Source organism: Paenibacillus sp. NPDC056933 (assembly GCF_042674385.1).
In the GTDB taxonomy this organism is placed as follows: domain Bacteria; phylum Bacillota; class Bacilli; order Paenibacillales; family Paenibacillaceae; genus Paenibacillus.
This window is the reverse complement of the sequence record NZ_JBHUQN010000004.1, coordinates 261,138-286,031: the sequence shown is the minus strand read 5'-3', so window position 1 is coordinate 286,031 and position 24,894 is coordinate 261,138. Positions and strand designations below refer to the sequence as shown.

The 24,894-nt window shown below is 48.3% G+C and carries 22 protein-coding genes; 4 read left to right on the top strand and 18 right to left on the bottom strand.

The genetic code is table 11. From position 1 onward, the window contains the following. Window positions 1–220: 220 nt before the first annotated feature. The 8 genes from ACFTRD_RS25395 to ACFTRD_RS25360 all read right to left on the bottom strand — a co-directional run bounded on the left by ACFTRD_RS25395 (window position 221) and on the right by ACFTRD_RS25360 (window position 9,408). Window positions 221–1,174, bottom strand: coding sequence for an aminopeptidase (locus tag ACFTRD_RS25395; RefSeq protein ID WP_379384883.1), 954 nt, complete (start codon window positions 1,172–1,174; stop codon window positions 221–223). Window positions 1,175–1,193: 19 nt separating this feature from the next. Next, entirely contained in the window at window positions 1,194–1,865 is a 672-nt protein-coding gene (locus tag ACFTRD_RS25390) for an AroM family protein (protein ID WP_379384881.1), read from the bottom strand. 99 nt (window positions 1,866–1,964) lie between these two features. Next, the gene (locus tag ACFTRD_RS25385) at window positions 1,965–2,915 is read right to left on the bottom strand and encodes a DUF1177 domain-containing protein (protein WP_379384879.1); all 951 of its coding nucleotides are present in this window, start codon (window positions 2,913–2,915) and stop codon (window positions 1,965–1,967) included. Window positions 2,916–3,142: 227 nt separating this feature from the next. Then, window positions 3,143–5,089, bottom strand: a complete 1,947-nt coding sequence (locus tag ACFTRD_RS25380) for an alpha/beta fold hydrolase (protein ID WP_379384877.1) — start codon at window positions 5,087–5,089, stop codon at window positions 3,143–3,145. Between the two features lie 151 nt (window positions 5,090–5,240). Next, complete coding sequence (locus ACFTRD_RS25375; protein ID WP_379384875.1) at window positions 5,241–5,831, bottom strand: TetR/AcrR family transcriptional regulator; 591 nt, start codon at window positions 5,829–5,831, stop codon at window positions 5,241–5,243. A 438-nt stretch (window positions 5,832–6,269) separates the two neighbouring features. Then, on the bottom strand, window positions 6,270–7,568 hold the full coding sequence (locus ACFTRD_RS25370; RefSeq protein WP_379384873.1) for an ABC transporter substrate-binding protein: 1,299 nt from the start codon (window positions 7,566–7,568) through the stop codon (window positions 6,270–6,272). Between the two features lie 121 nt (window positions 7,569–7,689). Beyond that, window positions 7,690–8,526 carry a carbohydrate ABC transporter permease gene (locus tag ACFTRD_RS25365; RefSeq protein ID WP_192262853.1) on the bottom strand — a complete coding sequence of 279 codons (837 nt, stop codon included), beginning with the start codon at window positions 8,524–8,526 and terminating at the stop codon, window positions 7,690–7,692. After that, the gene (locus ACFTRD_RS25360) at window positions 8,527–9,408 is read right to left on the bottom strand and encodes a carbohydrate ABC transporter permease (RefSeq protein ID WP_379384870.1); all 882 of its coding nucleotides are present in this window, start codon (window positions 9,406–9,408) and stop codon (window positions 8,527–8,529) included. A gap of 142 nt (window positions 9,409–9,550) precedes the next feature. On the opposite strand from ACFTRD_RS25360, the gene ACFTRD_RS25355 reads away from it, so the two are divergent. Continuing rightward, the gene (locus ACFTRD_RS25355) at window positions 9,551–11,377 is read left to right on the top strand and encodes a cache domain-containing sensor histidine kinase (protein ID WP_379384868.1); all 1,827 of its coding nucleotides are present in this window, start codon (window positions 9,551–9,553) and stop codon (window positions 11,375–11,377) included. Window positions 11,378–11,382: 5 nt separating this feature from the next. After that, complete coding sequence (locus tag ACFTRD_RS25350; RefSeq protein ID WP_379384866.1) at window positions 11,383–13,014, top strand: response regulator; 1,632 nt, start codon at window positions 11,383–11,385, stop codon at window positions 13,012–13,014. A gap of 657 nt (window positions 13,015–13,671) precedes the next feature. Here ACFTRD_RS25350 and ACFTRD_RS25345 read toward each other — a convergent pair. Beyond that, a complete protein-coding gene (locus tag ACFTRD_RS25345; protein ID WP_379385244.1) occupies window positions 13,672–14,619 on the bottom strand; it encodes an arsenic resistance protein in 948 nt (315 codons plus the stop codon). Window positions 14,620–14,851: 232 nt separating this feature from the next. Between ACFTRD_RS25345 and ACFTRD_RS25340 the strand changes: the two genes are divergently transcribed. Beyond that, the gene (locus ACFTRD_RS25340) at window positions 14,852–15,610 is read left to right on the top strand and encodes a tryptophan-rich sensory protein (RefSeq protein WP_379384864.1); all 759 of its coding nucleotides are present in this window, start codon (window positions 14,852–14,854) and stop codon (window positions 15,608–15,610) included. Between the two features lie 137 nt (window positions 15,611–15,747). On the opposite strand, the gene ACFTRD_RS25335 is transcribed toward ACFTRD_RS25340, so the two are convergent. The 5 genes from ACFTRD_RS25335 to ACFTRD_RS25315 form a co-directional block, all read right to left on the bottom strand. After that, window positions 15,748–16,122, bottom strand: coding sequence for a RidA family protein (locus tag ACFTRD_RS25335; protein WP_062322713.1), 375 nt, complete (start codon window positions 16,120–16,122; stop codon window positions 15,748–15,750). 91 nt (window positions 16,123–16,213) lie between these two features. Then, window positions 16,214–16,894 carry an oxidoreductase gene (locus ACFTRD_RS25330; RefSeq protein WP_379384862.1) on the bottom strand — a complete coding sequence of 227 codons (681 nt, stop codon included), beginning with the start codon at window positions 16,892–16,894 and terminating at the stop codon, window positions 16,214–16,216. Window positions 16,895–16,924: 30 nt separating this feature from the next. Next, window positions 16,925–18,136: an MFS transporter gene (locus ACFTRD_RS25325; protein ID WP_379384860.1), complete on the bottom strand. Its 1,212-nt coding sequence runs from the start codon at window positions 18,134–18,136 to the stop codon at window positions 16,925–16,927. Window positions 18,137–18,290: 154 nt separating this feature from the next. Beyond that, complete coding sequence (locus ACFTRD_RS25320; RefSeq protein WP_379385242.1) at window positions 18,291–18,626, bottom strand: ATP-binding protein; 336 nt, start codon at window positions 18,624–18,626, stop codon at window positions 18,291–18,293. After that, window positions 18,581–19,705 carry a sensor histidine kinase gene (locus tag ACFTRD_RS25315; RefSeq protein ID WP_379384858.1) on the bottom strand — a complete coding sequence of 375 codons (1,125 nt, stop codon included), beginning with the start codon at window positions 19,703–19,705 and terminating at the stop codon, window positions 18,581–18,583. Before ACFTRD_RS25315 ends, ACFTRD_RS25320 begins: the two co-directional genes overlap by 46 nt. Window positions 19,706–19,936: 231 nt before the next feature. Here ACFTRD_RS25315 and ACFTRD_RS25310 point away from each other — a divergent pair, with 231 nt between their 5' ends. Continuing rightward, window positions 19,937–20,590: a phosphatase PAP2 family protein gene (locus tag ACFTRD_RS25310; protein WP_379384856.1), complete on the top strand. Its 654-nt coding sequence runs from the start codon at window positions 19,937–19,939 to the stop codon at window positions 20,588–20,590. Here the strand turns inward: ACFTRD_RS25310 and ACFTRD_RS25305 are convergent. The 4 genes from ACFTRD_RS25305 to ACFTRD_RS25290 all read right to left on the bottom strand — a co-directional run bounded on the left by ACFTRD_RS25305 (window position 20,583) and on the right by ACFTRD_RS25290 (window position 24,837). Next, window positions 20,583–22,112, bottom strand: a complete 1,530-nt coding sequence (locus ACFTRD_RS25305) for an HD domain-containing phosphohydrolase (protein WP_379384854.1) — start codon at window positions 22,110–22,112, stop codon at window positions 20,583–20,585. The genes ACFTRD_RS25310 and ACFTRD_RS25305 overlap by 8 nt on opposite strands. Window positions 22,113–22,362: 250 nt before the next feature. Then, a complete protein-coding gene (locus ACFTRD_RS25300; RefSeq protein ID WP_379384852.1) occupies window positions 22,363–23,340 on the bottom strand; it encodes an anti-sigma factor domain-containing protein in 978 nt (325 codons plus the stop codon). After that, a complete protein-coding gene (locus ACFTRD_RS25295) occupies window positions 23,337–23,933 on the bottom strand; it encodes an RNA polymerase sigma factor (RefSeq protein ID WP_379384850.1) in 597 nt (198 codons plus the stop codon). The genes ACFTRD_RS25300 and ACFTRD_RS25295 overlap by 4 nt, the downstream gene beginning before the upstream one ends. Window positions 23,934–24,537: 604 nt before the next feature. Continuing rightward, window positions 24,538–24,837: a hypothetical protein gene (locus ACFTRD_RS25290; protein WP_379384848.1), complete on the bottom strand. Its 300-nt coding sequence runs from the start codon at window positions 24,835–24,837 to the stop codon at window positions 24,538–24,540. Between the last annotated feature and the right edge of the window lie 57 nt (window positions 24,838–24,894).

Genomic DNA, 24,894 nt, shown 5'->3' with positions numbered 1-24,894 from the left:
GTTCCTCCCCAGGCTGTGGATATCTTGTGCGTATGTTACCCACAATCTGTTGATAGTTACCCCCAATCATGTGGATATCTATATATATATTGTGAATATGTTGTGTATTTGTCGCTAAAACTACCGCGAAATTTACGCATCTCCCCCATTGTGGATAGGTTGTGGGTACGCTCTCATACACCTCTACTGATCCACAGGGTTATCTCATGATTATTCTGCTCTATTTCTGATCAAGCAGTTCTCCCTGACGCATAATAAGGACATCATCGATGTAGACATCCGGCTTCTGCACAACAGCATCAATATGAACCCCTGCTGCAACTGTACCACCGAAGGTATTGTTACTGCCAAAAGCAACATGGATCGTCCCGTAGACTTTCTCGTCCTCCAGGACAACCCCAGTAATTCGGGCCTTGTCATTGGTACCAATGCCGAATTCGCCAAGAATCCGACCCTCACCTTCTCCAAGCATGGATAGCAGCTTGTCTCCTTCGGTGCCGGTTGCCGAAACAAGACGGCCCTCTTTAACCGTCAACAGGACAGGTTTGCTGATCGCGCCTATTCCTGCGATGGAGCCATCCACCAGAATTTCACCCTCGCCCATGCCTTCAACGGGTGCGATGTAAGCTTCACCTGAAGGCAAATTGCCGGACTCACCCGGATTGAGATACATGCCTGTACTCGGCACGCCATTGCGTCCCTGAATGGAGAATGACAGCTGGTACCCATTCTTCTCGATGCGAACGCTGCTCCCTGCACTTAGCATGCCTGTAACCTTATCGGTCAAAGCCTTCACTTTGGGATACTCTGCGGTAATGGCACCGTTCATGAACATATCGTCCGTCATGCCCGGCATCGTGGCTACCCGGGTTCCGGCAGCTGCCGCCTGTTTGCGAGCCTGTGTATGGGTTAGTGAATAACGGGTTACGCACACCGCGACATCCGCACGTTTCATCGCTTCGGCAATCGGTGCAGGCGGCTCTTCACCGGATTTGCTCCGTTCCTTCATTACCATAAGCACCGCATCTGCTCCAAGTGCCTTGCCTGCCTCATATATAGATTCCGCCAGTTCTCTCTTGGCATCATCCGCTACAACAGCCAGTGTCTCATCACTGCGAAGTCCAAGGCATTCCACCAAAACATTTTTACTGACATCAATTCGCTGCTGGTTCATTCGTTCGTCTCCTCCTGTGTCAGACCATTTCCGCTACTAACTTACCCATTAGAGCATTCGACAAAATGACCGGGATTCCTGCGCTTGCATTGGCAACCCATTGACGGTGGCGCTCATCATACCCCATGCAATCCAGTAAAATGAGCTCAACACGCCCCTTCAGTGATTCGGCCGCCTGACGGAATTCGGCTTCGCCGGATGTATAGGGAGAAGCTGCGGCAAACGCAGGCTGGACCAGTGAGGAAAACTTCAAATCGAGCTGTCCCGCTTGCTCTGGTAATGGTCCGATAAGCCCCAGACGGCGGCCATCGGCCATCGCCTGTACGGCTGGAGGAATAATACGGTCAGGCTCAATGAGATGCAGCTTGGCTGATCGCAGACCCGGAAATGAACCTGTACACAGCAACAGAATATTAGGAACACCCAAGACTTCGAATTCACGGATTTTGCGTTCCAGTATCGGCCTGATTTTTTCTCGGGATACGATAGCCGCACTGCCGTCCTGCAGGCGGGAAGTTAGCACATATTCACCAGGTTCCGGTGCCAGCGCAGCGATCTGCGTTGCTGAAAGTCCGTCCAGCACCCCGACCTGAACGAGTTCAGCCCTCCCCTCCAAATGCTTCTCAATGACAGGCGCCACATCGGTTCGCGGAGCTTGTCCAATGGTTATCATGCCAAGCTGCTTTATCATTTTATGCCCCCTACATCTCAGATCTGCTGTACACGTTACGTACGTATGTCCACAGCAGCATTCCCATCTGCCTCTTCAATCGCTGCTTCCTCAAGAACACTATGCAGAGGGAGCTGCTTGCATCCCCGGGGTCTGAAGTACTTTCATTGATCCATACAAACGAGTAATCAGGTTATATTCCTCCACGTTGTAGAAAGAACAGGTGCCATTGGTGAATTCCTTGGCGGTCTCCACAACCAAACGAACTGCGCTTGCAATATCAATCTCATGGCTTGCTCCTGTGCCGCATCCCGGCACTGCGGATTGGGCTGTTACAGCTACGCCTACAACAGGTGCATGTGTAGCCACCGCTGGCTGTAAAATGGAATTGATATGGTATAAGTCATTGCCGTAAGGCGTAATATCCTGTGTTGTAATCGGGAATGTCACAGGCAGCTGCCCTGTGGTCATCTCCATGATGCGGAGCAAATCATCGCTCACCCGTAAAATGTATCCCTCTTTCACCGTTGGCGAAATAGCGATCCCTTTATGATTAATCACCCGGTTTCCTTTGGTTGTGTCGATAGACAAAATGGCTTCCATCTCGGGCAGAACCTCATGTTCGTTCATTTGCAAAATATCGACCGGAGAGTCCATAAAATCAACCGGCTCATGCGGCAGAGTAGGTGCATCGGGGCAGATATGCGTCGTCACAATGACATCCCCTTTTAACGAGTCGCCTTTAGTCTGCATGTCGGCGAGCTTCAGGCCTGCTGCAACAGCAGCGACGGCGCCGTCGGCATCCGAGACAAGTCCAATGCGCGTTGGACGGGCACCAATCCCACCTAATCGTCCTACAATACCCATGGTCGGGGCTTGTCCTCCCGACCGCTTACCCTCCGTACCGGGGATGATGATTTTAACAAAATCCGTACTCCCCTTTTCCCCATGTACGGTCAGTACTTCAACGGAAACCTTTGGATATTGAACAAATAATTGCTTTACACTCTCACCATTCACATAAGCGCTGTCCAGCGCGTCCAGTGCCAATAACGTTTTTTGAAGTGGCATCGTACACATCCTCCTCTTAGCTGTTGATCTTGAGATCAAGTCTATCGCAGTTCAGAAGAGGGTCACAATGTACTGCCTTGCCAAAATGAGCATGGTTTTATTGTGCGGCAAGTATAAATGGGAATAAAAATAACGCTTTCACACGTTTTATCTAACTGAATGTGTTATTTTATTTAACATTAGTGTCGATTCTCCTGAATATGATCCAATCCTTGGGGATGTAACACTCAATTCAACGATGTCCTACTCTTCATTTGCCAATTAACAAGCAATGAGGCTGTTTCTTCCGCATAAAACACAGGAAATTGGTGACCGTAGGGGACTTCCACACGCTGGACTGATGAATGTATATTTGCCGGGCGTGTGTAACCTTGATCGTTTATCCCCCAAATCATAAATGTGCGCTGTGCCTCCACACTCGTCTGTGATATTTTATGGTCTGGATGGGACTGTATCCAGTGGAGCAAATCTGCATTCGCTCCTGCGATGCGTGGTGATTTCAAACCGGAAGAGGCTCTCTTCGCATAATCCTCAAGCATTGTTGAATGGGTCTCCGAAGCCTCTGCTCTTTTTAGCTGCGCGGCTACTTGCTGAGGAGTCATCCGCGACAACAGTCCTCGCAGCAGTCTTCTCGGGAACCTTGAGACCAGGCGCTGCATCCCGTCCCTTGCTCCGCCCCATATCGGTTGAAGCATGGCAAGCTGAATATTTTCACGCCCACTCTCCTGCATGGCCACCGCGGCTATCGCCGCTCCAACAGAATGCCCTACTAGTTTGACCGGACCTTGTATCTCATTCAGTACACTACGCACCGCTTTGACCTGCCCCTGAAAAGCCGTCCCTCTTTCTTTGTTCCGCTGGACCGGGGAACGTCCAAATCCGGCAAGATCCACAAGCCATACCGGGTTTCCCGTCATACTCCATAACGCATCTCCCAGGGCCATCATATCGTCAGCACTGCTCATCAAACCATGCACAATCACCCAGGGGTCCCCCTGACCTTCATGGATCAGCGCCGCCAGAACACCTACGCGTGTCCGAGTCCAGCCCTGAGGCAAATCATTCTGTGAAGGATAGCTGAAACGATAGTCCAAATCAGCTGTCACGTAAGGCAATAGCTCGCTAACCTCAGGCAATCTTTTTCCCATTCGCTCAAATAACCGCTCCGTCTGCTGCACTTCAAAATCCTGTTTCGTAATAAACGCAATGGATTCGGGCGGTATTCCGCTGATCTTTGTGCCACCAGCCTTCATGGCTGCATGGATCATGGGCAGAGGCACTGACCATCGCGGTGCCGCTACATCCAGTTCTGCTGCCAGCAACCGAATCAGTTCCTTCATATCCGGACTGTCCGATTTTCTGGATAACAAGGGATAAGTACCGCCGGAAGGATTGCTGTCCCTCGTCAGAAAAACAAGGGTCTGTGCAACCACGTCATTGGATACGAGTGGCAACCAGTGCTGCAGACCACCAGGAATCACCGGCATTCTCCCTCTTCTCATCGCCTGTATCATCATGCCAATCCCGCCCGTTTGTTCGGTTGCACCCGTAGGATACGGACCCACGACTGTACTCGGGTTTACAACCGATAAGGCATACAAATGTTGCTCAGCGTGCTGTCGAATATAGCGATCCGCTTCGAATTTCATATGCTCATAAGCGCTTTCGGAGTGGAACGCTTTGCTAATCCATAACTTGTGCCTGCCCGACTTATCCCCAACATCTTCATTGACTGAAGATATGGACGGAGAATCCTTCCTCCCATACGGACTCATAAAACCGACGACGTGGATAAAATGCCTCAATCCGTGTGTACGCTGAATTTCCTCAGCCAGTTTGGCAATCTCTCTTGCCCCATTCATAAAAATCTGTTCTGCCACCTTCGGTTGCAACGTGACATCCATTGTTCCACCTGCATGAATGATGACATTGGCCTGCAGGGCACGCTCACGATCAGCTTTGGTTAGACCCAGATCTGGAGCTGACAAATCTCCCTGAATACAGATTATTCGGCTGAAATCCGTTACTCCGTATGCTTTCAGAACCCTCCTCGCTTTGGATTCAGAGCGAACAAGCAGTACTAATTGCACTTCACTCTGCCCAAGTTGTTTTACCGTCTCCTTGCCTATAAATCCGGTACTGCCAGTCATCAAAATAATGGTTTTTTCAGCCATTACCTTACCCATAGCCTGGTTTGAGTAGGGGTTAGGGATCCTCTTATTTTTTTCGTTTGCTACAGATGTAGTATGTATACTCATTTCTATTTCTTCTCCTTTATTATTTAGTACTATATAGTACTAAATTTATTCAAAAAAAGAGCTTCGTTTACCGAAGCATCTGACAAAATGTACGTGCCGTTTGTTCAATAATCCCTGTATCACGCGCAGTCTCAGCGAGTACAAGTGAACCTTCCAAGGCTGCAATAAATAATGAAGCCGCCGGTCCAGGCTCGATTCCTTTACGGAATTCCCCACGATCCAGCCCCTGTTGGAACAATTTTTCCATCATCGGCTGCAACTCACGAAAGAAACGGGATATGCTTTCTTTTACTTCAGGCGCACTGGCTGGTGTCTGCATATACAGTGTAATAAATGGACAACTCCCTTCATAGTCGCGGCCCTCCATGCCTGCGGACAGTAATGCCATGAACGAATAGATCCGTTCTGTGACCTCACGTTCACGCTGACTGAGCAGCAGGTAGAGCTCCGATTCATACTGGGCAATCCAGTATTGCACCACGGCCTGAAGCAATTCCTCCTTGTTTTTGAAATGGTAATAAATATTCGATTTGGATACCCCGCTTGCCCGCACGACCTCATCCATGCTGACATAGCTGTATCCCTGACGCAAAAATAACTGAGCGGCTACTTCCACTGCCTTGGTCCGATTGACCGGATTGGAACTTTTGGATTTCACAGATCCAGTGATTGATTTTTTACTTGTCATATTTAGAACTATACAGTACTAATTAAACAAACACAAGTTTTTCCGTTAACAAAAGATGCTCTTTGCCCGAAATTAGTCATACTTGTCCACATTTAGAACGTTGTACACACAGGATATCCACATATAGTATTATCCCTGTGTTAAATATGTCATTGAGCTTCTACATATGATGGAGTTATCCACATTTCAGGGTAGTTTTTTTATTTTATTGTTCCAATCTTCAATAGCGGAGTCCCAAAATTAAAAAATAGGCCAACCAAAATGCAATTTTGGCTGACCTATTTGAGTTGGCTACTTATTTAAATCACATGCGAATGGCTCCCATAGCCTGTGGATACTAGTATGTGGATAACCATTCAAGGTTGAGACGGCACTATTTTACTTCTGCACATGGCTAATCCGAGTGGTTTATTTTTTCAGACTATCCCAGTTTTGTTGCAATGCATCAAGCAGGGCTTTTTTGTCCGATTTGCCTGCCACATAAGCCTGAATCGTGCTGCCGAATTCTTGTGGAACACCCTCAGGGAAACGGTTGAAGTTCCAGCTTAATGTTTTGTTTTCCTGGCTGTACTTCATGATATCGGTTGCGAGGTCACCCAGATCCTCTTCAGATGCCTGAATGGAACTAAATGCCGGGATAAACTTGAATTCTTTGGTCATGTATTGTTTACCGATATCCGATGTCACGAGCCATTCCAAAAACTCTTTTGCTTCCGCTTTCACTTGCGAGTTCTTGTTCACAACCCAGTAGTTCGGTACACCAACAAACAGTTTGTCATTCGGTTCATTCGTAATTGGCATCGGCAAAATGCCGAGATTCAGATTAGGATCGATGCCATCAATTTGTACCTGCGTCCAGTTCCCTTGCTGCATCATCGCTGCTTCTCCACTGGCAAACAGGGTTACCTGTGTGTTGTAGTCGGTTGTGAGCGGGTTTTTGTTGCTGTATTTCAGCGTCAAGTCCAGCAGGTTCATCCAGTCCGCGAACACCTGATTGCCAGGGATTTTCTCCGTACCTTCGTTAAGACCCTGAATAAATTTCACCGGATCAGCCTGATTCGCAAATGCCACGTTTACGTTATGATTGCCGAGTACCCACCACTCCTGATATCCATTGGAGAACGGGGTAATTCCTGCGGCTTGAAGCTTCTGTGCAGCCTGATCCAATTGTTCCAGTGTAGTTGGAATTTCGGTGATGCCTGCTTTTTGGAAGAGGTCTTTGTTATAAATGAAACCATAACCTTCCAGTGCCAGCGGCTGTCCATACAGTTTACCGTCTTTGGTCATTGGCTCTTTGGCTACATCAAGCACATCTTTTACCCATGCTTCACCTGACAGATCTTCCAGGTATTCGAGCCATGTGTCCAGTTCACGATAACCGCCAACGTTGAAAATATCCGGTTGCTCGCCAGCCGCGAACTTGGCTTTCAATGCAGCGCCGTAGTCACTGCCGCCACCCACAGTCTGAATGTCCAGCTTGATGCCTGGATGGGATTTCTCGTATTCCGCTTTGAGACGGTTAAGCGCTTCCGCAATTTCGACTTTATATTGAAAGATTTTAATGGTTTTGTCCCCTGCTGCTGCCTCACCGCCACCTTGGGCGTCTGTGTTAACAGGACTTCCACTCTTATCTCCGTTGCCACAACCCGCAAGCATTACGGAAAAAGCAATTAGCATAAGCAACGTCAACTTGGTCATTCTTTTCATACATACACTCTCCCTATAGTAGTTTCAGTATAACAGCTTCCTTGCTTTTTAATTCAGGCCACCGGGGAACAACAGCGATCGAAAGCGCACATGATCTCGAAGCTGCTCCAACCCCTCACACTTACCCTTTAACTGATCCAGCGGTAATCCCCTGAATGATGTATTTCTGCATCAGCAGGAAGAAAATGATAATTGGCATGATGCCAAGCACCAGTGCAGGCAGGGCCAGATCCCATTGCTTCGTATATTGTCCGAAGAGCGCAAAGGTCGCAATCGGAATTGTACGCAAATTGGAGCTTTGCAGAATCAGGGATGGCAGAAGATAGTCATTCCAGATCCAGAGTGTATTCAGGATAATGACCGTAACATACATCGGCTTCATGAGCGGAAATACAATCCGGAAGAACACGCCGTAGGCGGAGCTTCCATCCACTCGCGCTGCCTCTTCAATTTCGAGCGGAACCGATTTGACAAATCCGTGGAACAGGAAGATGGACATCGGTGCGCCGAAACCGAGATAACAGATGATGAGTCCGAACAGACTGTCGATCAGTCCAAGATTACTGGTTACAGTAACGAGTGGAATCATGATAGACTGAAACGGAATCACCATGGCAGCAATGAACATGCCGAACAGAATCCGGTTGAATCGGGTATCGCTGCGAACCATTCGATAGGCGGCCATGGAGCTGATTAGTACAAGCAGCAGATTGCTGACCACTGTGACAATGAGCGAGTTCATCAACGCTGATGGGAATTTGATTTTTTCCCAGGCGTTCGCATAGTTGCCCCATTGGAATGCTTCCGGCCAAGCAGCTGAATTGGTGAGCAAGTCACCGAACGTTTTGACCGAATTGACAAACAGGAAGTAGAACGGTACCAGGAACAATAATCCAATGAGCACCATAATAATTTCGGTTACAATGGTACTGAAGCGATAATTTTTCGACGTTTCCATCTATGCCTCCACCTCCTTGCTCTTCGTCACACGTACCTGAATCATCGTGATAATGGCAACGATTACGAAGAACACAAGTGCTTTGGCTGTACCGATGCCGTACCGATTATTCACAAAAGCTTCGTTGTAAATATTCAGAGCTACCGACTCTGTTGATCCAAACGGTCCGCCTTTGGTCAGGGACAGATTGAGATCGAACATTTTGAACGACCAGGAGATCGCCAGGAACAGACAGATCGTAACTCCCGGCATAATGAGCGGAAAAATAATGCTGCGCAGTACCTGCCAGCGGCTGGCACCATCAATTTCGGCAGCTTCCAGCAGATCAGGCGAGACGTTGGTCAAGGAAGAGATGTAGATCACCATCAGATACCCTGCGGTCTGCCAGACAAATACAATGACGATACCCCAGAAGGCGGTCGGTTCATCTCCCAGCCATGGGAGGTTGAAGAAGGACCAGCCCGTTACATCGCCTACAGCTGAAAACCCTTTCACAAATATGAACTGCCAGATAAAACCGAGCAGCAGCCCGCCGATCACGTTAGGCATAAAAAAGATCGTACGCAGAATGTTTCTCGTCTTGAGCGGTTTGGTCAGGAAATACGCCAGGAAAAAACCGATCACATTGGTCAAGATTACACCAACCAAGGTGAAGCGCACCGTAAACCAAAACGCAGATACAAACTTGGGATCATTCGCAAAAATTTGTTTGAAATTATCGATTCCCACCCAATGAATGTTAGCTGACACCCCGTTCCAGTCGGTAAAAGAATACACCATACCAAGCAGGAAAGGGACCACGATAATGAGAATAAAAAAGACGATGGAGGGACCCACGAACACAAGCTGCTGTAACAGCTGTGAAGACTTGCGATGCTTCATATCGTTCTCCCCTTCTATTGATGGATGAAATTGGTCTCTTGTTCTATTAAACCCCAATCTCGGGCAGGGAAACACCGACCCTGGTGAACAGTTGGGTGTAAAATATTGTCCTCTATTATCCTGCAACCAGAAGGGGTGTCCGATGTCAAAATACTACAGTATTCGCACCAAGCTCATCGCTTTTATGCTCATTGCCACGACGATTCCACTGCTGGCATCCATCAGCATGACGTTTATCCAGACCAAGACCGCTCTGCGCGAGCAGGCTGTCGAAGAGAACAAACGCCTGATCTTTCAGGCGTCCACGAATCTCAACAATTACGTGGATAACGTGGCAAGGGCTTCGCTTGCTGTGTACAACGATCCGAATTTTTTGCGGAATCTGGCGAAAATCCCAGGTGACTATCGCGCAGTTGCCGAGGTATACACCACTTTGCAGACGATCCGCGCGGCTGTACCGGATGTTTTCCAGCTGTATTTGCACTCTTTTGTTGCCAATCAATCGACATTGATTGCGAGTCCTTTCCCGAAGCGGGAAGAACGAAAAAAGGCCTATTCCGACTCGCTTCATGGAATAGCCGCCGGCAACAGCCCGGATATCTGGGTCGAATCCGCGCACCTTAGTCATTCCTACGGCTTCAAGGCGGCGTCAGCGGACGATCCTCCAAGAACAGTAATCACCCTTCACCGTGTGATCAAGGATGTACCTTCGACTGAACGATTGGGCGTGCTTGCCATTGATTTGAATATGGATACAATTGCCGAAATTTGCAGCAGACTGTATGATCCGGTAAAGGAACAGATCTATGTCATCGACAATCAGAACCAGATTATATACGAAGGAAAGTCAAAAGTCAGTGGAACGGATGCATTACGGCAGGAAGCGGCGACTGAGCTGAATTCAGCACGTACCGGTACAGGGGCAGCCCAGACCGCGTCGGGACATTTTGAACAAGATCATTCGATGTATGTGTACCAGCAATTAGGCAGCCAATTTGCCAACTGGACCATTATCAAGCAGATTCCGAATGAAACGCTGTACGCCAGTGCCACCACATTAACGTGGAATAACGCCATGATCGCCATTGCTGCCCTGTTATTGGTCATTGTGGCAACTCTGTTCATCTCCATTCGGATTACCGGACCGCTCAAGCAATTAATGCGTTATATGAACCAGATTCAGGCAGGACGTCTTCATGTGGATATCCGGTTAACGAGTCGAGATGAGATCGGTGTGCTCGCCCGCCACTTCCGAGATATGATGGATACGGTAAACAATTTGATTTTGCGGGAATATCGGTTGGAAATTGCCAATAAAACCAATCAGCTTAAAGCACTGCAAGCCCAGATTCATCCCCATTTTCTGTACAATACATTGCAATCCATTGGTACACTGGCGCTTCAACAGCAAGGACAGCGGGTGTATGTGCTGCTCTCTTCCTTATCCAAAATGCTGCGCTACAGCATGCGTGACCAGACTCAGGTCACGTTGAACGAAGAAGCCGAGCATGCAAGGCTCTATCTGGAACTGCAAAAAGAGCGGTTCGGTGAACGCCTGGAGGTTGAGCTGGATTTTGCAAGAGATACCCTGCGCGCTGAAATGCCGAGAATGACTTTGCAGCCTTTAATTGAGAATTATTTCAAACATGGAGCGGACATCCAGCCAGGTAAAGGGAGGATACAGATCACCAGCCGCAGGACGCCTGACGATTGGATTGAAATTCATCTAAAAAATAACGGGCCGTCCATCCCGGAAGACAAGTTGTCCGAAATTCAGCGTTGGTTGCGTGAAGCGTCCATCTCTTCCGGCCCTACTCAGAATACAGAAGAGAGCGAGTCGATTGGACTGCGTAACGTGATGCGCCGGCTCCAACTGAATTCCCCGCCCGGATACAATGCGCTTCTTACGATTGGCAATCTGAAACCGAATGGCGTGGAGATTATAGTCAAACTATACGCGGGAGAGTGAACAACATGAAAGCCTTGATTGTCGACGATGAAAAACACGTCCGCGATGCGATACGGCTACTTGGCCAATGGGATGCGGCAGGAATTGATACCTTGTATGAGGCCGCAGATGGTCACGAGGCGGTCGCCGCCATTACGGCCCATCAACCGCAGATTGTACTCAGCGATATGCGAATGCCTGGCAAGGATGGCATGGCTCTGCTTGAATGGATATCCGCTCATGCCCCGCATAGCAAGGTACTGGTCATCAGCGGATATGATGATTTTGAACTGGTCAGACATGCGATTCGTTATGGAGGTACAGACTACCTGCTCAAACCCGTCGAAGCAGATGAACTGAATTCATCCTTGTTCAGAGCCGTCGATGCCTGGAAAGAAGCGGATGCGGTACGTAAGCAGTCCACACGACAATCCATGGTAGTTAACCAGATGCGCCCTCACTACCATGATAGACTGCTCACGGAGCTGGTCGTTGGGCGCGGGAGTAACCATACCCAATTCCAGCGGCTGCGGGATGAATTGAATCTGCCCGAGCAGATCGACAGTTGCAGTGTGGCAGTCACCAGCCTTTCGCATCTCGATGCTCAATGTTTGGCGAAATACCGCAGTCAGCCTGACCTGCTTGTATTCTCCGTCCTGAATATCTGTGCGGAGATGTTATCCCCACCTGCCGAAGGTGTCGTGTTCCGCCAGCTTGATCGACCGGATGAGATCGTTATCCTGTACTGGGGCCAATGCTCGTCACTTCAATCCATTCTCGAAAAAGTGAACGATGGACTGGAACAGACTATACAGCGCCGTCTTCATTTTGGTATATCCAGCTGTGAGCTTTATCCCTCAGGAACCTCGGGAGCCTATCAGGAAGCAAGTATGCGGTTGTGGCGACGCAACGCCTTGCAAACGAAGCAGCGCATTCACGATGCACTGGAGTCCTCCATTGGCAACAAGGGACTGAGGTTATCCACCTTTGAGGAATCTTTGCGACTCGCATCCATGAGCGGACGTGCTTCCAGTGTGTCCAATGCAGTTGCAGAATGGATTGATCCCATCACTCGGCTCGATGTTGTAACGGCCGAGCAAATACAGCAATGGGTGGATGAATTGGAGTGGATGCTCGACCGTTGGCTCGACGATGCCGCAGGCGCACCACCGAAGGAAGAAGAGGAATCGATAGAGGAACAGTCCATTCCATTCGCTGAGTTACCTTGGGATCACGAAGGTCTGATATCTCTACCCTTGCTGCGTTCCCTGCTGGAACAACGGTTGCTCGCTGCCGGTAAGGCACTCACTGCACATCATCACGCCACTCCGGACCCGATGAGTGAGATTGCACGTTATATGGATGCCCATTATCAGGAGGACCTGTCCCTGCAGCAGATTGCTGCACGGTTTTACCTGAGTCGCGAATATATTTCACGCAAATTCAAGCAGCAGTTCGGGTTGAACTGGTCGGAGTATTTGGGCAAACTTCGGATCAATAACGCCAAGCTGCTGTTACAGAACCCTTCACTACGAATTGCAAAAATCTCGGAGATGGTCGGTTATCAGGACGAGAAGTACTTCAGTAAAGTGTTCAAAAAAATGGAGGGCATCACACCGGGGGAATACCGCAAAACATTATCTGACGGGATTACTTAATGAGTCTCCGGAACTGTGAAAATTCCACTAAATAAAACGTGCTCTATTCGTTGAACTGTAAAAGGGGCATCCCGTCATGTTATGACTCTGGGATAGCCCCTTTTCCTTTTTACATATATGGATGCATTCTAGGGTCTGTCTTCAAATTCAAGTTAGCTATCCTATGGTGGAGGTTAACGTCTAAAAATTCTCGAAGTGCAAGCCTGCTTATCCTGACGAATGTAGTTGAATTTCTAAGGAACTCAGGACTTCTTATTTCCCCTTCAGGTTCTCTTTCTAAAAAATAAGGAACCTCAGACACGTTAATTCCTGAAATCCCTGATAAAAACCCTGCAAACGGATGTTTATTCTGATATAACGCGTCTCAGATTTCTTAGATTTCTGCGGTCACTTCAAATCCTTGAATAAGACGCCTCCGATTCGTTAGCGTAAGGCGCTCGCTGCATGCTCGGTCCAAGCTCTGCTCCAACCGCGAGCGAAGTTTTTCAGAGGAAGGGAGAAACTCCGCTTTAACGGCATTTTAATCGCTTGCTTATACATTCAGGATGCCTTGCGAATTCCTGCTCCGAACACGTTCAGGTCCTCTTTGGCTTCCCTAAGGTTTGAAGACATTCTCTAATGCATACACCCTGATCTTCGATTTTCTAATCTAAGGGATCAGCGATCCCGCAGTATGACGGAAGGAACAATTCGAATATAGATTAACTCCCCCGCCAGTTCCACGATCGTCTGGGTTACAATCACAGCGGCGGCAATTGTCGCCCACTCTTGGGGCAGCGCAAGCGCCAGAGGCAGTACAACGAGTGAATTCCGGGTGCCTGCACTAAAAATAAGGGCCCTGCCTGCACCTGCATCCAAACGGAACAAAGCAGCAACGATTCGTGACCCGAAAGGCATAACCATCAGAAAAATAATATAGATGGGCAGAACATCCACAATCATAGCAAAATCATGGTAGACCTTACCGATCTGCGATGCGACAACGACAATCAATGCCAAAGCCATCATGGGCACAGGCAGCCAGGCTGTCGCGTTCATTACCCGTTCCCCTCCGGCTTTGCCTCGGGTCAAGACTTGAGTAAGGACTGCCAACAGCAGCGGAATGACGATCAGGAACAGAAAAGCCTCCACGAAAGGCCCCACCTGCATGACCTGTGCCGCTTCCTTCCCTATCAACAACCACAAATAAACGGGCAATAGGACCATCTGCATCACAAACAGGATGGGTGTTGCGGCAAGCATCAACTTTTCATTGCCACGACCCAACTGTGTAAAAACAATAACATAATCAATACAGGGAGTCAGCAGTACGAGATACACGCCTATGAGTACGGCAGGAGGCTGCGGAAACAGCAACGTTAACAACCACACAATCACAGGGACAACGATAAAATTTGCAACCAGCAAAGCTCCAATAAACCGCAGGTTAGACCAGGATTCTTTTAACTGTAAAAAAGGAATCTGTGTAAACATGCTGTATAACAAAATGGCAAGCACAGGTGAAACCGTATAATGCAGCGCTGATCCCCATTCAGGGGTGCCCAGCCCAATTCCCGCTCCCACGAACAGGGCAACGACATAAAACCACGTTTGTTGCTTCTCCATCGTTTCTCTCGTAAACAACCTTCTTCCTCCTTTAAAGTGAACATATTTCTGCTTTAGCTAGCGTACATTGAGACGTAGCACAGCGAATAAAAGAGCGGCAAACCGCAGGATAGAAGACAACGATCCTGTGAATTTTTTTGCGGCTTCTTATTAGAATGCGAAAAAATGGGGTATATTCATTGTAGACTGACCCGTGGTTCATTCATTTTTGTTAAACCAAGGAGGAAACACCATGTCACGTAACAATCCGTACAAGTGGTTAAACGCGATTGGATTTATCGCTGTGATCGTAGTAAACTACCTTTCCAACGCTCTGCCGATCGGAGGCAGGACCAATAAGGACGTATCGGATATGTACCCTGTATTGCTCACACCTGCAGGCTATGCTTTCTCCATATGGGGACTGATCTATCTGCTGCTCGCTGGTTTTGTCATCTATCAATTCGTTTCTTCTTCGTGGAAAAGGGACTCCATTACCCGCCTCGGTTACTGGTTTCTGGCAAGCTGTGCCTTTAATGTAGCGTGGATTTTTGCTTTTCAAAACCTCAAAATCGGACTCGCATTAGTCGTCATCGTTCTGTTACTGCTGTCCCTGATCATGTTGTATGTAAAAACGCGTGCAATCACCCTCCCCACGACTGCCGAAGTCTGGCTCGTGAAGCTGCCGTTCAGCATATATCTTGGGTGGGTTAGCGTGGCAACCATTATCAATACGGCTGTATTATTATATAAAGTCGGCTGGGATGGCTTCGGGCTCAGTGAACCTACCTGGACCATCATTATGTTAATTGTAGGTCTGATGCTGGCTGTACTCGTGAGCTTCCCTTACCGGGATAGCGCGTATCCACTTGTTTTCACATGGGCATATATTGCCATCGCTCTCAAACAAAAAGACGTCACTTCCGTATATTATACGGCAATTATCATTGCGATCACATTGGCCATTTATGCGGTATGGCTGTTCTTCGCCCGTAATCAGGATCGGGATTGAGTCAAGCCTTCTCTCATGAATAATTTAAAAAGCCGATTTCAGTCATACGACTGAAATCGGCTTTTTATGTATCCGAGCATGTTGCATAAATCCCAACACGTAAAATGCTGATTCTGCTTGGCAAATACCCGTCAGCTCTATTTCAGAGCAATGACCTCGATCTCCACAAGTGCATCCTTCGGCAGACGAGCGACTTCAACCGCACTGCGTGCCGGATAAGGCTGTTCGAAGAACGTGCTGTACACTTCATTTACCGGAACAAAATCGTTCATGTCTTTCAGGAATACAGTCGTTTTCACGACTTTATCCATACTCGTACCTGCTGCTTCCAGAATTGCTTTTACATTGCTCAGGGACAAACGAGTCTGCTCCTGTACATTTGCTCCGAATTCTCCCGTATGCGGGTCCAAACCCAGTTGACCGGAAGTGTAGATGAAATCACCTGCATCAACGGCTTGGCTATATGGACCAATAGCGCCTGGCGCCTGATCGGTGGAGATTGGTTTTTTCATGAACGAGTTCTCTCCTTCTTATTCGCCGTCCTGTCTCTCTAGGGAGCAGGCCCCGAATTTATTTATACTGCCTATTATACCACGATCCCTCTCAGGACTCATCCAATCCCAGCACATGGATGACGTCATTGGAATACACATGATTTCCCTTCGCTCGAACAATGGCAATGTTAATCATGGCCCTAGCTAAGACAGATGCCTGGATTGCCCTGTATTTATCCACTCTGCCTTTCATCCAGCGATCCAGAAATGTCATGACATGCGCAGCCAACTGCTCTCCCAATCGTTTTTCTTTGCGATCTCCAAGGATTAAGGACGGACGGAATATATGCAAAGAACGAAAACCGATAGCCGACAATGCCTCCTCCATCTCTCCCTTGGTTCGACTATAGAACAATCGGGAACCGGAAGCCGCTCCCATGGAGGAAATGACAAGCATTTGGGTTACTCCCTGCTCCTTGGCAAGTGCGGCGGCTCTTACGGGGTAGTGAAGGTCCACTTGGCGGAAATTTTCCTGACTGCCTGCTTTTTTAATCGTTGTCCCCAGACAGCAATACAAGTCATCCACATCATCAAACAAATCTGCGCGGCTCTCCAATTGTCCCCAGTCCACCACATACTGCTCCAGCCTGGGATGTTCCCATTCCAGCGGTCTTCTGACCAGCACTCGAATTCGATGATACCCCGGATGCTGGAGCAGACTCCGCACCAATAAGCCACCAACAAGCCCTGTAGCTCCAATCACTATCGCTTTCCGCTCAAGACTCTCCAATTACATCCCTCCAATCGCCAATCTGGATCTTTATTTCAGAAGTACACGGCGGCCCAGCGTAAAAGTGAGAATCAGCATGGCTGCACCGACACCCACTTGGAACCCATAGGCAGAAACCCAGTTCAACGCATCCGGCCAAGCTTCCATTCTCTCATACAACCAGCCGCCTATCAGCGGCCCAAGAAACGAAGTCACTCCGGTCAGAGCTGAATAAACGGCGACAAACATTGGTCTTTCGCTTTTTGGTGTATCTCCGATTGTAAAGTTGAAGGCAAGCTGGTTGAACCCGCCCACACCAATACCGAGAAAAATATGAGATAAAAAGAGTGCTATCAAAACAGGCATAAACGACATCAATCCCCATGACAAACAGGAGAGTGCAATGATCGGTAATGTCCAAAATAATAAGGTTTTGTTGCTGAATCTCGCGTTCAGATTGCCCCAGATATAGAATCCGGCCATCATGACGAGCGTCTGCACCACGGTGATTATGGACACCGTCTGATAATTAATGTTAAGCAGGTCGAGCATCACATAGGAAAATAGCGGAACGATCAACGTCTGGATCAGTAACCAGGCAGCGAGGAACAGTGCTGCCTTCAGAAAGGAAGAATCCTGAAACGGCTTTTTGAACATCTTCCAGAAAACCTTTTCAGTTGAACGCTCAAACGGCACATCCGGATAAAAGAAATAAATCACCGTATTGGCGATGGCACAGATCCACACAGGAATGAACAGGATCAAGAACCCCGTCTCCCCGGGGAAACGGTCCAGAACGATGCCACCTACGAATAAGCATACGCTTCCAAGCGCATTCAGAATGGTGTTCCGAATTCCGAAATATCGTCCTCTGACCTTGGCAGGAACAATGTCTCCAATCAACGAAGTCCAGATCATACCGCCAATTGTATTGGCTATGAATGCAACCGTATACACACCGATGTATATGACTACCCACCACTCCTTGGGAAAAAGGAACGGGATTAGCCCCGTCGAACTCCACAGAATGCGATGCATTCCTACAAATACTATTAGCATCCGTTTGCGGCTGCGAATACGCTGCATCCAGTAAGCTGCTCCAATCTGGGCGATATTCACAAATGTCGTGATGGCGAGCACGAAGCCAATATGTCTTGACCCGGCCCCGAGGTACAACAGAAATCCGGTTAAAAATGGGCCTCCCAGCAACGTCTGCAAAATAATTGCCGGTACACCCTCCCATGTTGCAATGGATAAATTCATGCGTTGTGTTGAACCCTTGCGCCGTGGTTTGCCTGCAAACGGGGGAGGGTTAACGTTGACCGTCTTCTGTATGGGGATACACTCCTTAGACCGGGTTTCAAGTGCCGGTCGATGCTAGTTGTCACCCCAAATTCTACTCACAGCGTGAGGGTTGTCAACTCATTTTTTCACGGTTCAACGGCAGATAGAGATAGAAGGTGCTTCCCTTGCCCTCAGTGCTTTCAAGTTCAATCGATCCGTCCAGCAATCTGGCCAAATCCCGACTAATGGACAGGCCAAGACCTGTTCCCCCAAATTTTCGGCTAATAGACCCGTCCGCTTGTTGAAATGCCTCAAAGATGGATTGATGTTTATCCTTAGAAATCCCAATCCCGGTATCTTGCACCGAAAAAACAATCCATTGACTCTGAATACCTGACTTCTTGATCTGCTTGGTACTCACGGTCAGTGTGACCTTCCCCTGATGTGTAAACTTGATGGCATTGGACATGAGATTGCGCAAAATTTGCTGAACCCGCTGGGGATCAGACCAGAGGGTCTCTGGCAACCCTGGTTTCTTGACCAGATGCAGCTGGATTCCCTTTTTCTCGGCAACCAGTTGGAAGGGTTCATGGCATCTTCCGTGAGTTGTGCCACACTGATGTCCTCCAAGACGATATCCAGTCTGCCTGCTTCCACTTTGGACAGATCGAGAATGTCGTTGATTAATGCAAGCAATTCCTGACCAGATTGTTCAATCATCATTGCAAAACGGCTGATATCCTCCTGTTCCATTGTATCGCTGTTCTCACTGATCATCTGGGCAAAGTTAATCACGCTGTTCAGCGGTGTTCGCAGCTCGTGTGACATATTCGCCAGAAATTCCGATTTGTACTGCGAAGCGATCATCAATTGTTTGGCGCGATCTTCCAGGACTATTTTCGCTTTCTGCAATTCTTCCTTTTGTACAGATAATAGACGGTTTGTGCTCTGGATGAGCAAAATCCGATTCTGTTCATTCTGAAAATCACGCAAAATAAAAGCAAAAATAAGGCTGAGTACAATACCTGCTGGAAGGGTATACGGCATAATATGTGAGAAAAAGTATGCAGCCGGGATAACACCGAAAGCAGCGATGTTCAAACTATTGATCACATTTACGATCACAGTAACGAGGACACATTTAACAATTAGCCTGTAGTCACTGCGCCTCATCCATATATTCAACCCGGCACACACCACGCCCAGAATCGACATATTAATCAGTGCAGCCAACGTAGCCTCATTGATACCGAAAGTTAACCTGGTCAGTCCAATGCCAACCCCTACGATAATAGCGCTATAGGGTTGTCTATACGTCAAAACCGCAACAATTAAAGGAACAAAACGAAGATCGAAGACCACTTCATCATTAAGTTGAAACCCAAATACCGTGCTGATCCAGCCGGCAAATATAAGTACAAACAACGAACTGATCTGTTTTACACGTGATGAAGCACGTATTACGACATATTTATAGAACACACTGGCGAGGTAAGCAATGGTAATAAGCATCCCCATATTCAATACGAACATTTTTGAAAATTGCATTCACTCACTCCTGTTGTCGTGTATTCAATGACTGAAAACCTTAGTCCGTATGTGCCTCTATCATATCATGCCCTTTCAACCTTCGGCATTCCCACGCCATCAAAAAATGCACAAAAATACACAAATCAGGATTCAATTTGTGCGCAGAACGTAGTAGAATATATTGTTGTTTAAATTTTAATTACTGTGGTCCTGTTCCTTGAGAACATGGATGAAAGGAGAAACAGTGTTGTGCACTTGTTAAAAAGCAAATCCTATTGGCTGTCATTAAGCTTAATGCTTTCCCTGGCTGTCATGGGAATGTTCTATGATATTCTGAATAGTCCGGAGCGCGGATTCTCTATACTTGACTCCCCGATCGACCGGATAATTCCTTATGTACCTGCCATGTCCATTCCATATCTAGCCTGGTATCCATTTGTTTTTGGAGTGCTGGCTTATCTATGTGCGAAGGATCGGCTCACTTATTACCGTGTCCTGTTATCCATGAATATCTGTGTCTGGATCTGTTATCTGATCTATTTTAATTTTCAGACTATGGTGCCCCGTCCCGAGTTAACAAGTACAGGTCTCGGCGCTTCTGTTCTTGGATGGCTATACAGCCAGGATCGTCCATATAATTGTTTCCCCAGCATTCATGCTCTTCATTCTTATCTGGTTATGCGTGCAGTTCTATCCGTTCAGAACATTCGAAAACAGGTCAAATGGTTTATTGCTGCGGGTGCAGCCCTGATTATACTGTCCACCTTAATGATCAAACAACACGTCATCTATGACGCTCTGGGCGCAGTTGTTCTTGGCGAATGCATTTTCACAATCATATCCGGACTTGCTCTTCACCGTCGGCGCAGAAAAGAATCGAAGTGGACAGAGGGGATCAGCTGACCCCTCGCTCGGCTGGCTCCTGAACATGCTGTTGTTGCTGCCTTCTCCACTCGTCAATAAACAAACCGGCAAAATAGGGATCCCACTGGGTCCCTTTTCCTTCTTCCAAAATAGATAACGCTTTCTCATGGCTCATCCCATTCCGATATGGACGGTCAGACGTCATCGCATCAAATGCATCGGCTACGGCAATGATACGGCCAAACAGCGGAATCTCCTCACCAGCCATGCCATCCGGATATCCTTTGCCATCATATCTTTCGTGGTGAGATCTTACACCCGGCAGAAAGTCTGCCATTGCATCGATCGGCTCAATCTGTAGCAGAATACTCTCCCCCAGCACGGGATGCGTGCGAATAATGGCGAATTCATCATCGCTTAGTTTTCCATCCTTCAGAAGTACTTCATCGGGTATGCCGATTTTCCCAATATCATGCAGCAGCGCTGATTTGTATAACAGATCAGCTTGCTCTTCATTCATTCCGCTCAACTTCCCAATCAGGATAGAATATTCTGCCACTCGCATAGAATGACCAGCCGTATATTTATCCCGTGCATCCAGTGCAGCCGCCAGGGTCGAAAAATAACTCTGCAGCAACTGCCGGTTGCGTTCCTGTCGCATTTCAAGCCGGTTAATCATCATATTGAATCCGGAGATCAGTGCAGAAAATTCATCCGCGTACAGATCAGGGGTCCTTCTGCCAAGATCTCCCTCTTGAATTCGGGTCATCTCCTCAGTCAGCTCCGCAACCGGACCGCGAACATCCCGAATCAGCAGACAGCTTCCCGCAAGAGCAAATCCCCCGCCCAGCACAATGATTAGAACTGCCCACAGAATATACTCTTTCGCAAACTCGCTATCCATATACTGAAGACGGATAAATGTAGCCAGAAAGAACAGAAGTAATGGAAATAAACCAATCAGTGCCGTACTCAGCTGAAATTTACGCTGAATGGAAACCAGAACACGTCCACCAAGCGATGGCTCCATGCCATGCTGCTCTTTGCCTCTGCGACGAACTTCCAGCAGCAATGGTCTCACCGTCCGAACGGTCAGGAAATACTCAATCATGGCATGCATAACGGCGATCAATAACGCACACGCAGCTGCAACTGCGACGTATCCGTACGGAAATTCCAGTCCACCGGTAGAAATCATCCATATCGTCAGTCCGGCAGCCGGCAGGGAAAAGCCAAGCATATGCGGACCCAAAATACGATAAATCGTTTGTCCAGGAAAACGGTGGATGCTCTCATACATCTTGGTCAGATCAGCCTTCTCATGATGCTCTGATGCAAAAAATTGCCGAATGGGCCCAAGTTGCACCCATAGGGTAATCAGTTCAGCGACAAGCATGAACAAGAGTGAAATCAGCACAATGATAATAAGTCGTATAAATTGAATGTTTGGTAGTTGTAGGGTAGATACCATAACCACGGAACCAACCACAAAAACAGCCGCTATTGAACCGATCAGATAATTGCGCAACAGACGTAAGATAAATGAACGGTATACTTCCAACCCAACCCCTCACTCTCTTGGTGCAACCAGTTCTCCCCATTGATGACAGTGGAGAGATTAAGAGTATTGCCTCCTATTTGTTATCGGTTATTTGGACTAAAAAAATTAATTGAATCAGCCAATAGAAGAACTGGAAACCCACCCCTGCTAAATTGTTGGAATTGTACTTTTCCACTCCTATCTATACTCATACAGCACGATAAAAAGACTGCTCCCTGCAGGGAACAGTCTGATATGGTCAGTCATTTTATTATCCTTTGATCTTGGCAGCCAGAATCATCGTGCCGCGAGGCTCCTTACCCATTGCATCCGGTTCAAGCGTGATGGCAACCGTATCGTAGTCGTTGGCAGAGTCAAGTGTGTAATACACTGCTCCCGTACCGTCACGACTAAGGAATGTCCCTGCATTCTGAGGAGTATCCCCCTTGATCAGCCAAACTTGGAACGCCTCATTCCCCTCCAGCGTGGGCAAGTTCTCTGCCTGTACAACAAGGTGCGTCCCCTTGCTGTCAATGACGATGGTAGCCAAACCTTGGGCCACGATGTCCTGCGTGGCAGGATTGAGCCTGACGGCTTCACCTGTCTGCATCCCCTGTGCAGGCTGCATTGCTGAAGCAAGCCGCTCTTGCAGCTGCTCATTCTGTGCCTGCGCCTGAGCAAGCTGCTCTTGCGCAGCCAATGAGCCCGCAGCTTGCTGCTTCAGCGAATTGATCTGGCCTTGCAGCTGCCCGGCGTAGATGCCAAGCACGAGCGCCGCTGCCGCAAGGGCTGCGCTCGCTACGCGCCAGGCGCGGCTGCTGCGTGCACGCGCGCGCCCTTGAGGCTGCCACGGCTGTGCCTGTGCAGCCTCTTCCACCCGGGCTGCAGGCACCGCCGTCTCCGGCGGCAGGCCTTGCCCGGGTTGCGCCGCTTCCTGCTGCGGCGCAAGATCCTCCTGAAGCACCGCGGGTGCTTCAGGCTTCGCAGGAGCTGCCGGCTTCGCCTCGGCGCTCTGCTGCGCGTGGCCAAGCACGTTGCCCAGCACACGTGCTCGCATGCTAGGCGGCGGTGCAACAGGTTCCGCCGCGAGTGGCAGGAAGCCAGTGACTTCCTGCAATTCCCTCACCTCCTGGCGGCAAGAATCACAATGGGCCAAATGCGCTTCAAACGCTGCCACTTCCTCCGCTTCGAGTCCTCCCAGCACATACACCGGCGCCAGATCAGACCATTCCTCATGTCGTTCTATCATGGATGTATGCCCTCCCTTCCCGCGTCCGGATGCAATTCAGCATCGGCGAGCAGCTTCTGAAGCTGCCGCATGGCAAGCCTGACACGGCTCTTTACCGTACCCAGCGGAATCCCGAATCTGCTGGATACCTCCTGTTGCGTTAAGCCTGCATAATAGATCGATTCAATGACCTGTTGCTGGTCAATGTTTAACTGGGACAGGGCCTCTTTGATTCGGACACCTTCCCATTTGCGTTCTATTTCTTCTTCTGTATTTGTATGTTCATCGGCATAAGCCGCCAGTGTTTCGTTCTCCACTGAGGTCGTAGCTGCACCTTTGGATTTCCGCCTCAGCATGTCCACTGCAATGTTGCGCGTAATGGCAAACATCCATGTGGTCAGCTTCCCCTGTGAGGCCTCATACCGTTCAGCATTGTTCCAGACCCGCAAGAATAATTCTTGGACAGTCTCTTCTGCAGTCATCGGATCACCAACGATCCGGTAGGCAAAAGAATACACCGCCCGCTCATAGCGGTCATATAAAAGCTCCAGAGCGGAGACATCACGTTCCGCTATCTGCCGCATCAACCTGCTGTCCTCCATTGATTCAGCCATGCGAAGGCCCCTTTCCGTGTCATCCCTCTTATTATAACCTACGCAGAATCAATTGAAGAGGATTACCTTATGGAAGATAAAATTTGAAATATTTTCGCAATTGTTTTCAAAAAAAAGCTTCACCCTTCCTTTTAATTGCAAAAAATTACAGCCTGTGGTATAGTATAAGAGTTGGTTTTTAAACAACCTCATATGATTTTCTGTCTTCTTTTAACCCCGGAATATTTTCTTCATGCTGCGACCGCAGCGAACAAGCACATTAACCTATGAAGATTGAAGAACCTGAATCACAATAACCCGGTAGTACAGAGTTTCACAAGATGTTCCCATTCACACTGGCGCGGTCATCGGAGCCGCAAGGACAAAAGAGAGGTAGGGCTTTTGTTGTTTTGGATGTCACTTATTCTTGAGAAGATTGAAAACATACACAAAGCACCCGGAATTGGGTTCCGGGTGTTTTTCCATGTCTGTTTACAGAAACCACGGGATTGCAACCGTGTTAAGTTTCGGCAACGCCAGACCGCCAAAAGGCGCCGATACAATCTCGGCGCCTTTCATCGGAGTTGTATGGATCAACTCCCTGAACCAGTTGCTATGGCAAGAACTAGAGAAACATCGTTTTGGAGATAATGACCAACAGGATGAAAAGGACGAGAATCGTACCCATCGACCCCCAGCTTCCTCCACCATGTCCATAGGAAGTTCCACAGCCCTGCTGGTAACCATGCAGCATTGGAGCATGATTCGCGTATCCGTAGCCATATCCCATCGGCATTGTACAACCATATCCGTACCCATACATTTCATGACCTGTGTATTGATATCCTTGCATATGCTCATACCCTCCCATATGTCCATACACGTATCCCTGTCCGTTCGGTGAATTCGGTTTAACTTCGCTCATTGTTCATTCCTCCTTAACATTTGCCTACACCCCTAAGCTATGTATTATGCCTACCTC

Excerpts from the sequence above, each read along its gene's own strand:
- ACFTRD_RS25360 (WP_379384870.1), bottom strand. The coding sequence starts at position 9,408 with ATGAAGCATCGCAAGTCTTCACAGCTGTTACAGCAGCTTGTGTTCGTG.
- ACFTRD_RS25385 (WP_379384879.1), bottom strand. The coding sequence starts at position 2,915 with ATGCCACTTCAAAAAACGTTATTGGCACTGGACGCGCTGGACAGCGCT.
- ACFTRD_RS25370 (WP_379384873.1), bottom strand. The coding sequence starts at position 7,568 with ATGAAAAGAATGACCAAGTTGACGTTGCTTATGCTAATTGCTTTTTCC.
- ACFTRD_RS25355 (WP_379384868.1), top strand. The coding sequence starts at position 9,551 with ATGTCAAAATACTACAGTATTCGCACCAAGCTCATCGCTTTTATGCTC.
- ACFTRD_RS25300 (WP_379384852.1), bottom strand. The coding sequence starts at position 23,340 with ATGATAGAACGACATGAGGAATGGTCTGATCTGGCGCCGGTGTATGTG.
- ACFTRD_RS25365 (WP_192262853.1), bottom strand. The coding sequence starts at position 8,526 with ATGGAAACGTCGAAAAATTATCGCTTCAGTACCATTGTAACCGAAATT.
- ACFTRD_RS25290 (WP_379384848.1), bottom strand. The coding sequence starts at position 24,837 with ATGAGCGAAGTTAAACCGAATTCACCGAACGGACAGGGATACGTGTAT.
- ACFTRD_RS25340 (WP_379384864.1), top strand. The coding sequence starts at position 14,852 with ATGTCACGTAACAATCCGTACAAGTGGTTAAACGCGATTGGATTTATC.
- ACFTRD_RS25320 (WP_379385242.1), bottom strand. The coding sequence starts at position 18,626 with ATGTCCAATGCCATCAAGTTTACACATCAGGGGAAGGTCACACTGACC.
- ACFTRD_RS25345 (WP_379385244.1), bottom strand. The coding sequence starts at position 14,619 with ATGGAGAAGCAACAAACGTGGTTTTATGTCGTTGCCCTGTTCGTGGGA.
- ACFTRD_RS25395 (WP_379384883.1), bottom strand. The coding sequence starts at position 1,174 with ATGAACCAGCAGCGAATTGATGTCAGTAAAAATGTTTTGGTGGAATGC.
- ACFTRD_RS25325 (WP_379384860.1), bottom strand. The coding sequence starts at position 18,136 with ATGAATTTATCCATTGCAACATGGGAGGGTGTACCGGCAATTATTTTG.
- ACFTRD_RS25350 (WP_379384866.1), top strand. The coding sequence starts at position 11,383 with ATGAAAGCCTTGATTGTCGACGATGAAAAACACGTCCGCGATGCGATA.
- ACFTRD_RS25380 (WP_379384877.1), bottom strand. The coding sequence starts at position 5,089 with ATGGCTGAAAAAACCATTATTTTGATGACTGGCAGTACCGGATTTATA.
- ACFTRD_RS25295 (WP_379384850.1), bottom strand. The coding sequence starts at position 23,933 with ATGGCTGAATCAATGGAGGACAGCAGGTTGATGCGGCAGATAGCGGAA.
- ACFTRD_RS25335 (WP_062322713.1), bottom strand. The coding sequence starts at position 16,122 with ATGAAAAAACCAATCTCCACCGATCAGGCGCCAGGCGCTATTGGTCCA.
- ACFTRD_RS25315 (WP_379384858.1), bottom strand. The coding sequence starts at position 19,705 with ATGCAATTTTCAAAAATGTTCGTATTGAATATGGGGATGCTTATTACC.
- ACFTRD_RS25390 (WP_379384881.1), bottom strand. The coding sequence starts at position 1,865 with ATGATAAAGCAGCTTGGCATGATAACCATTGGACAAGCTCCGCGAACC.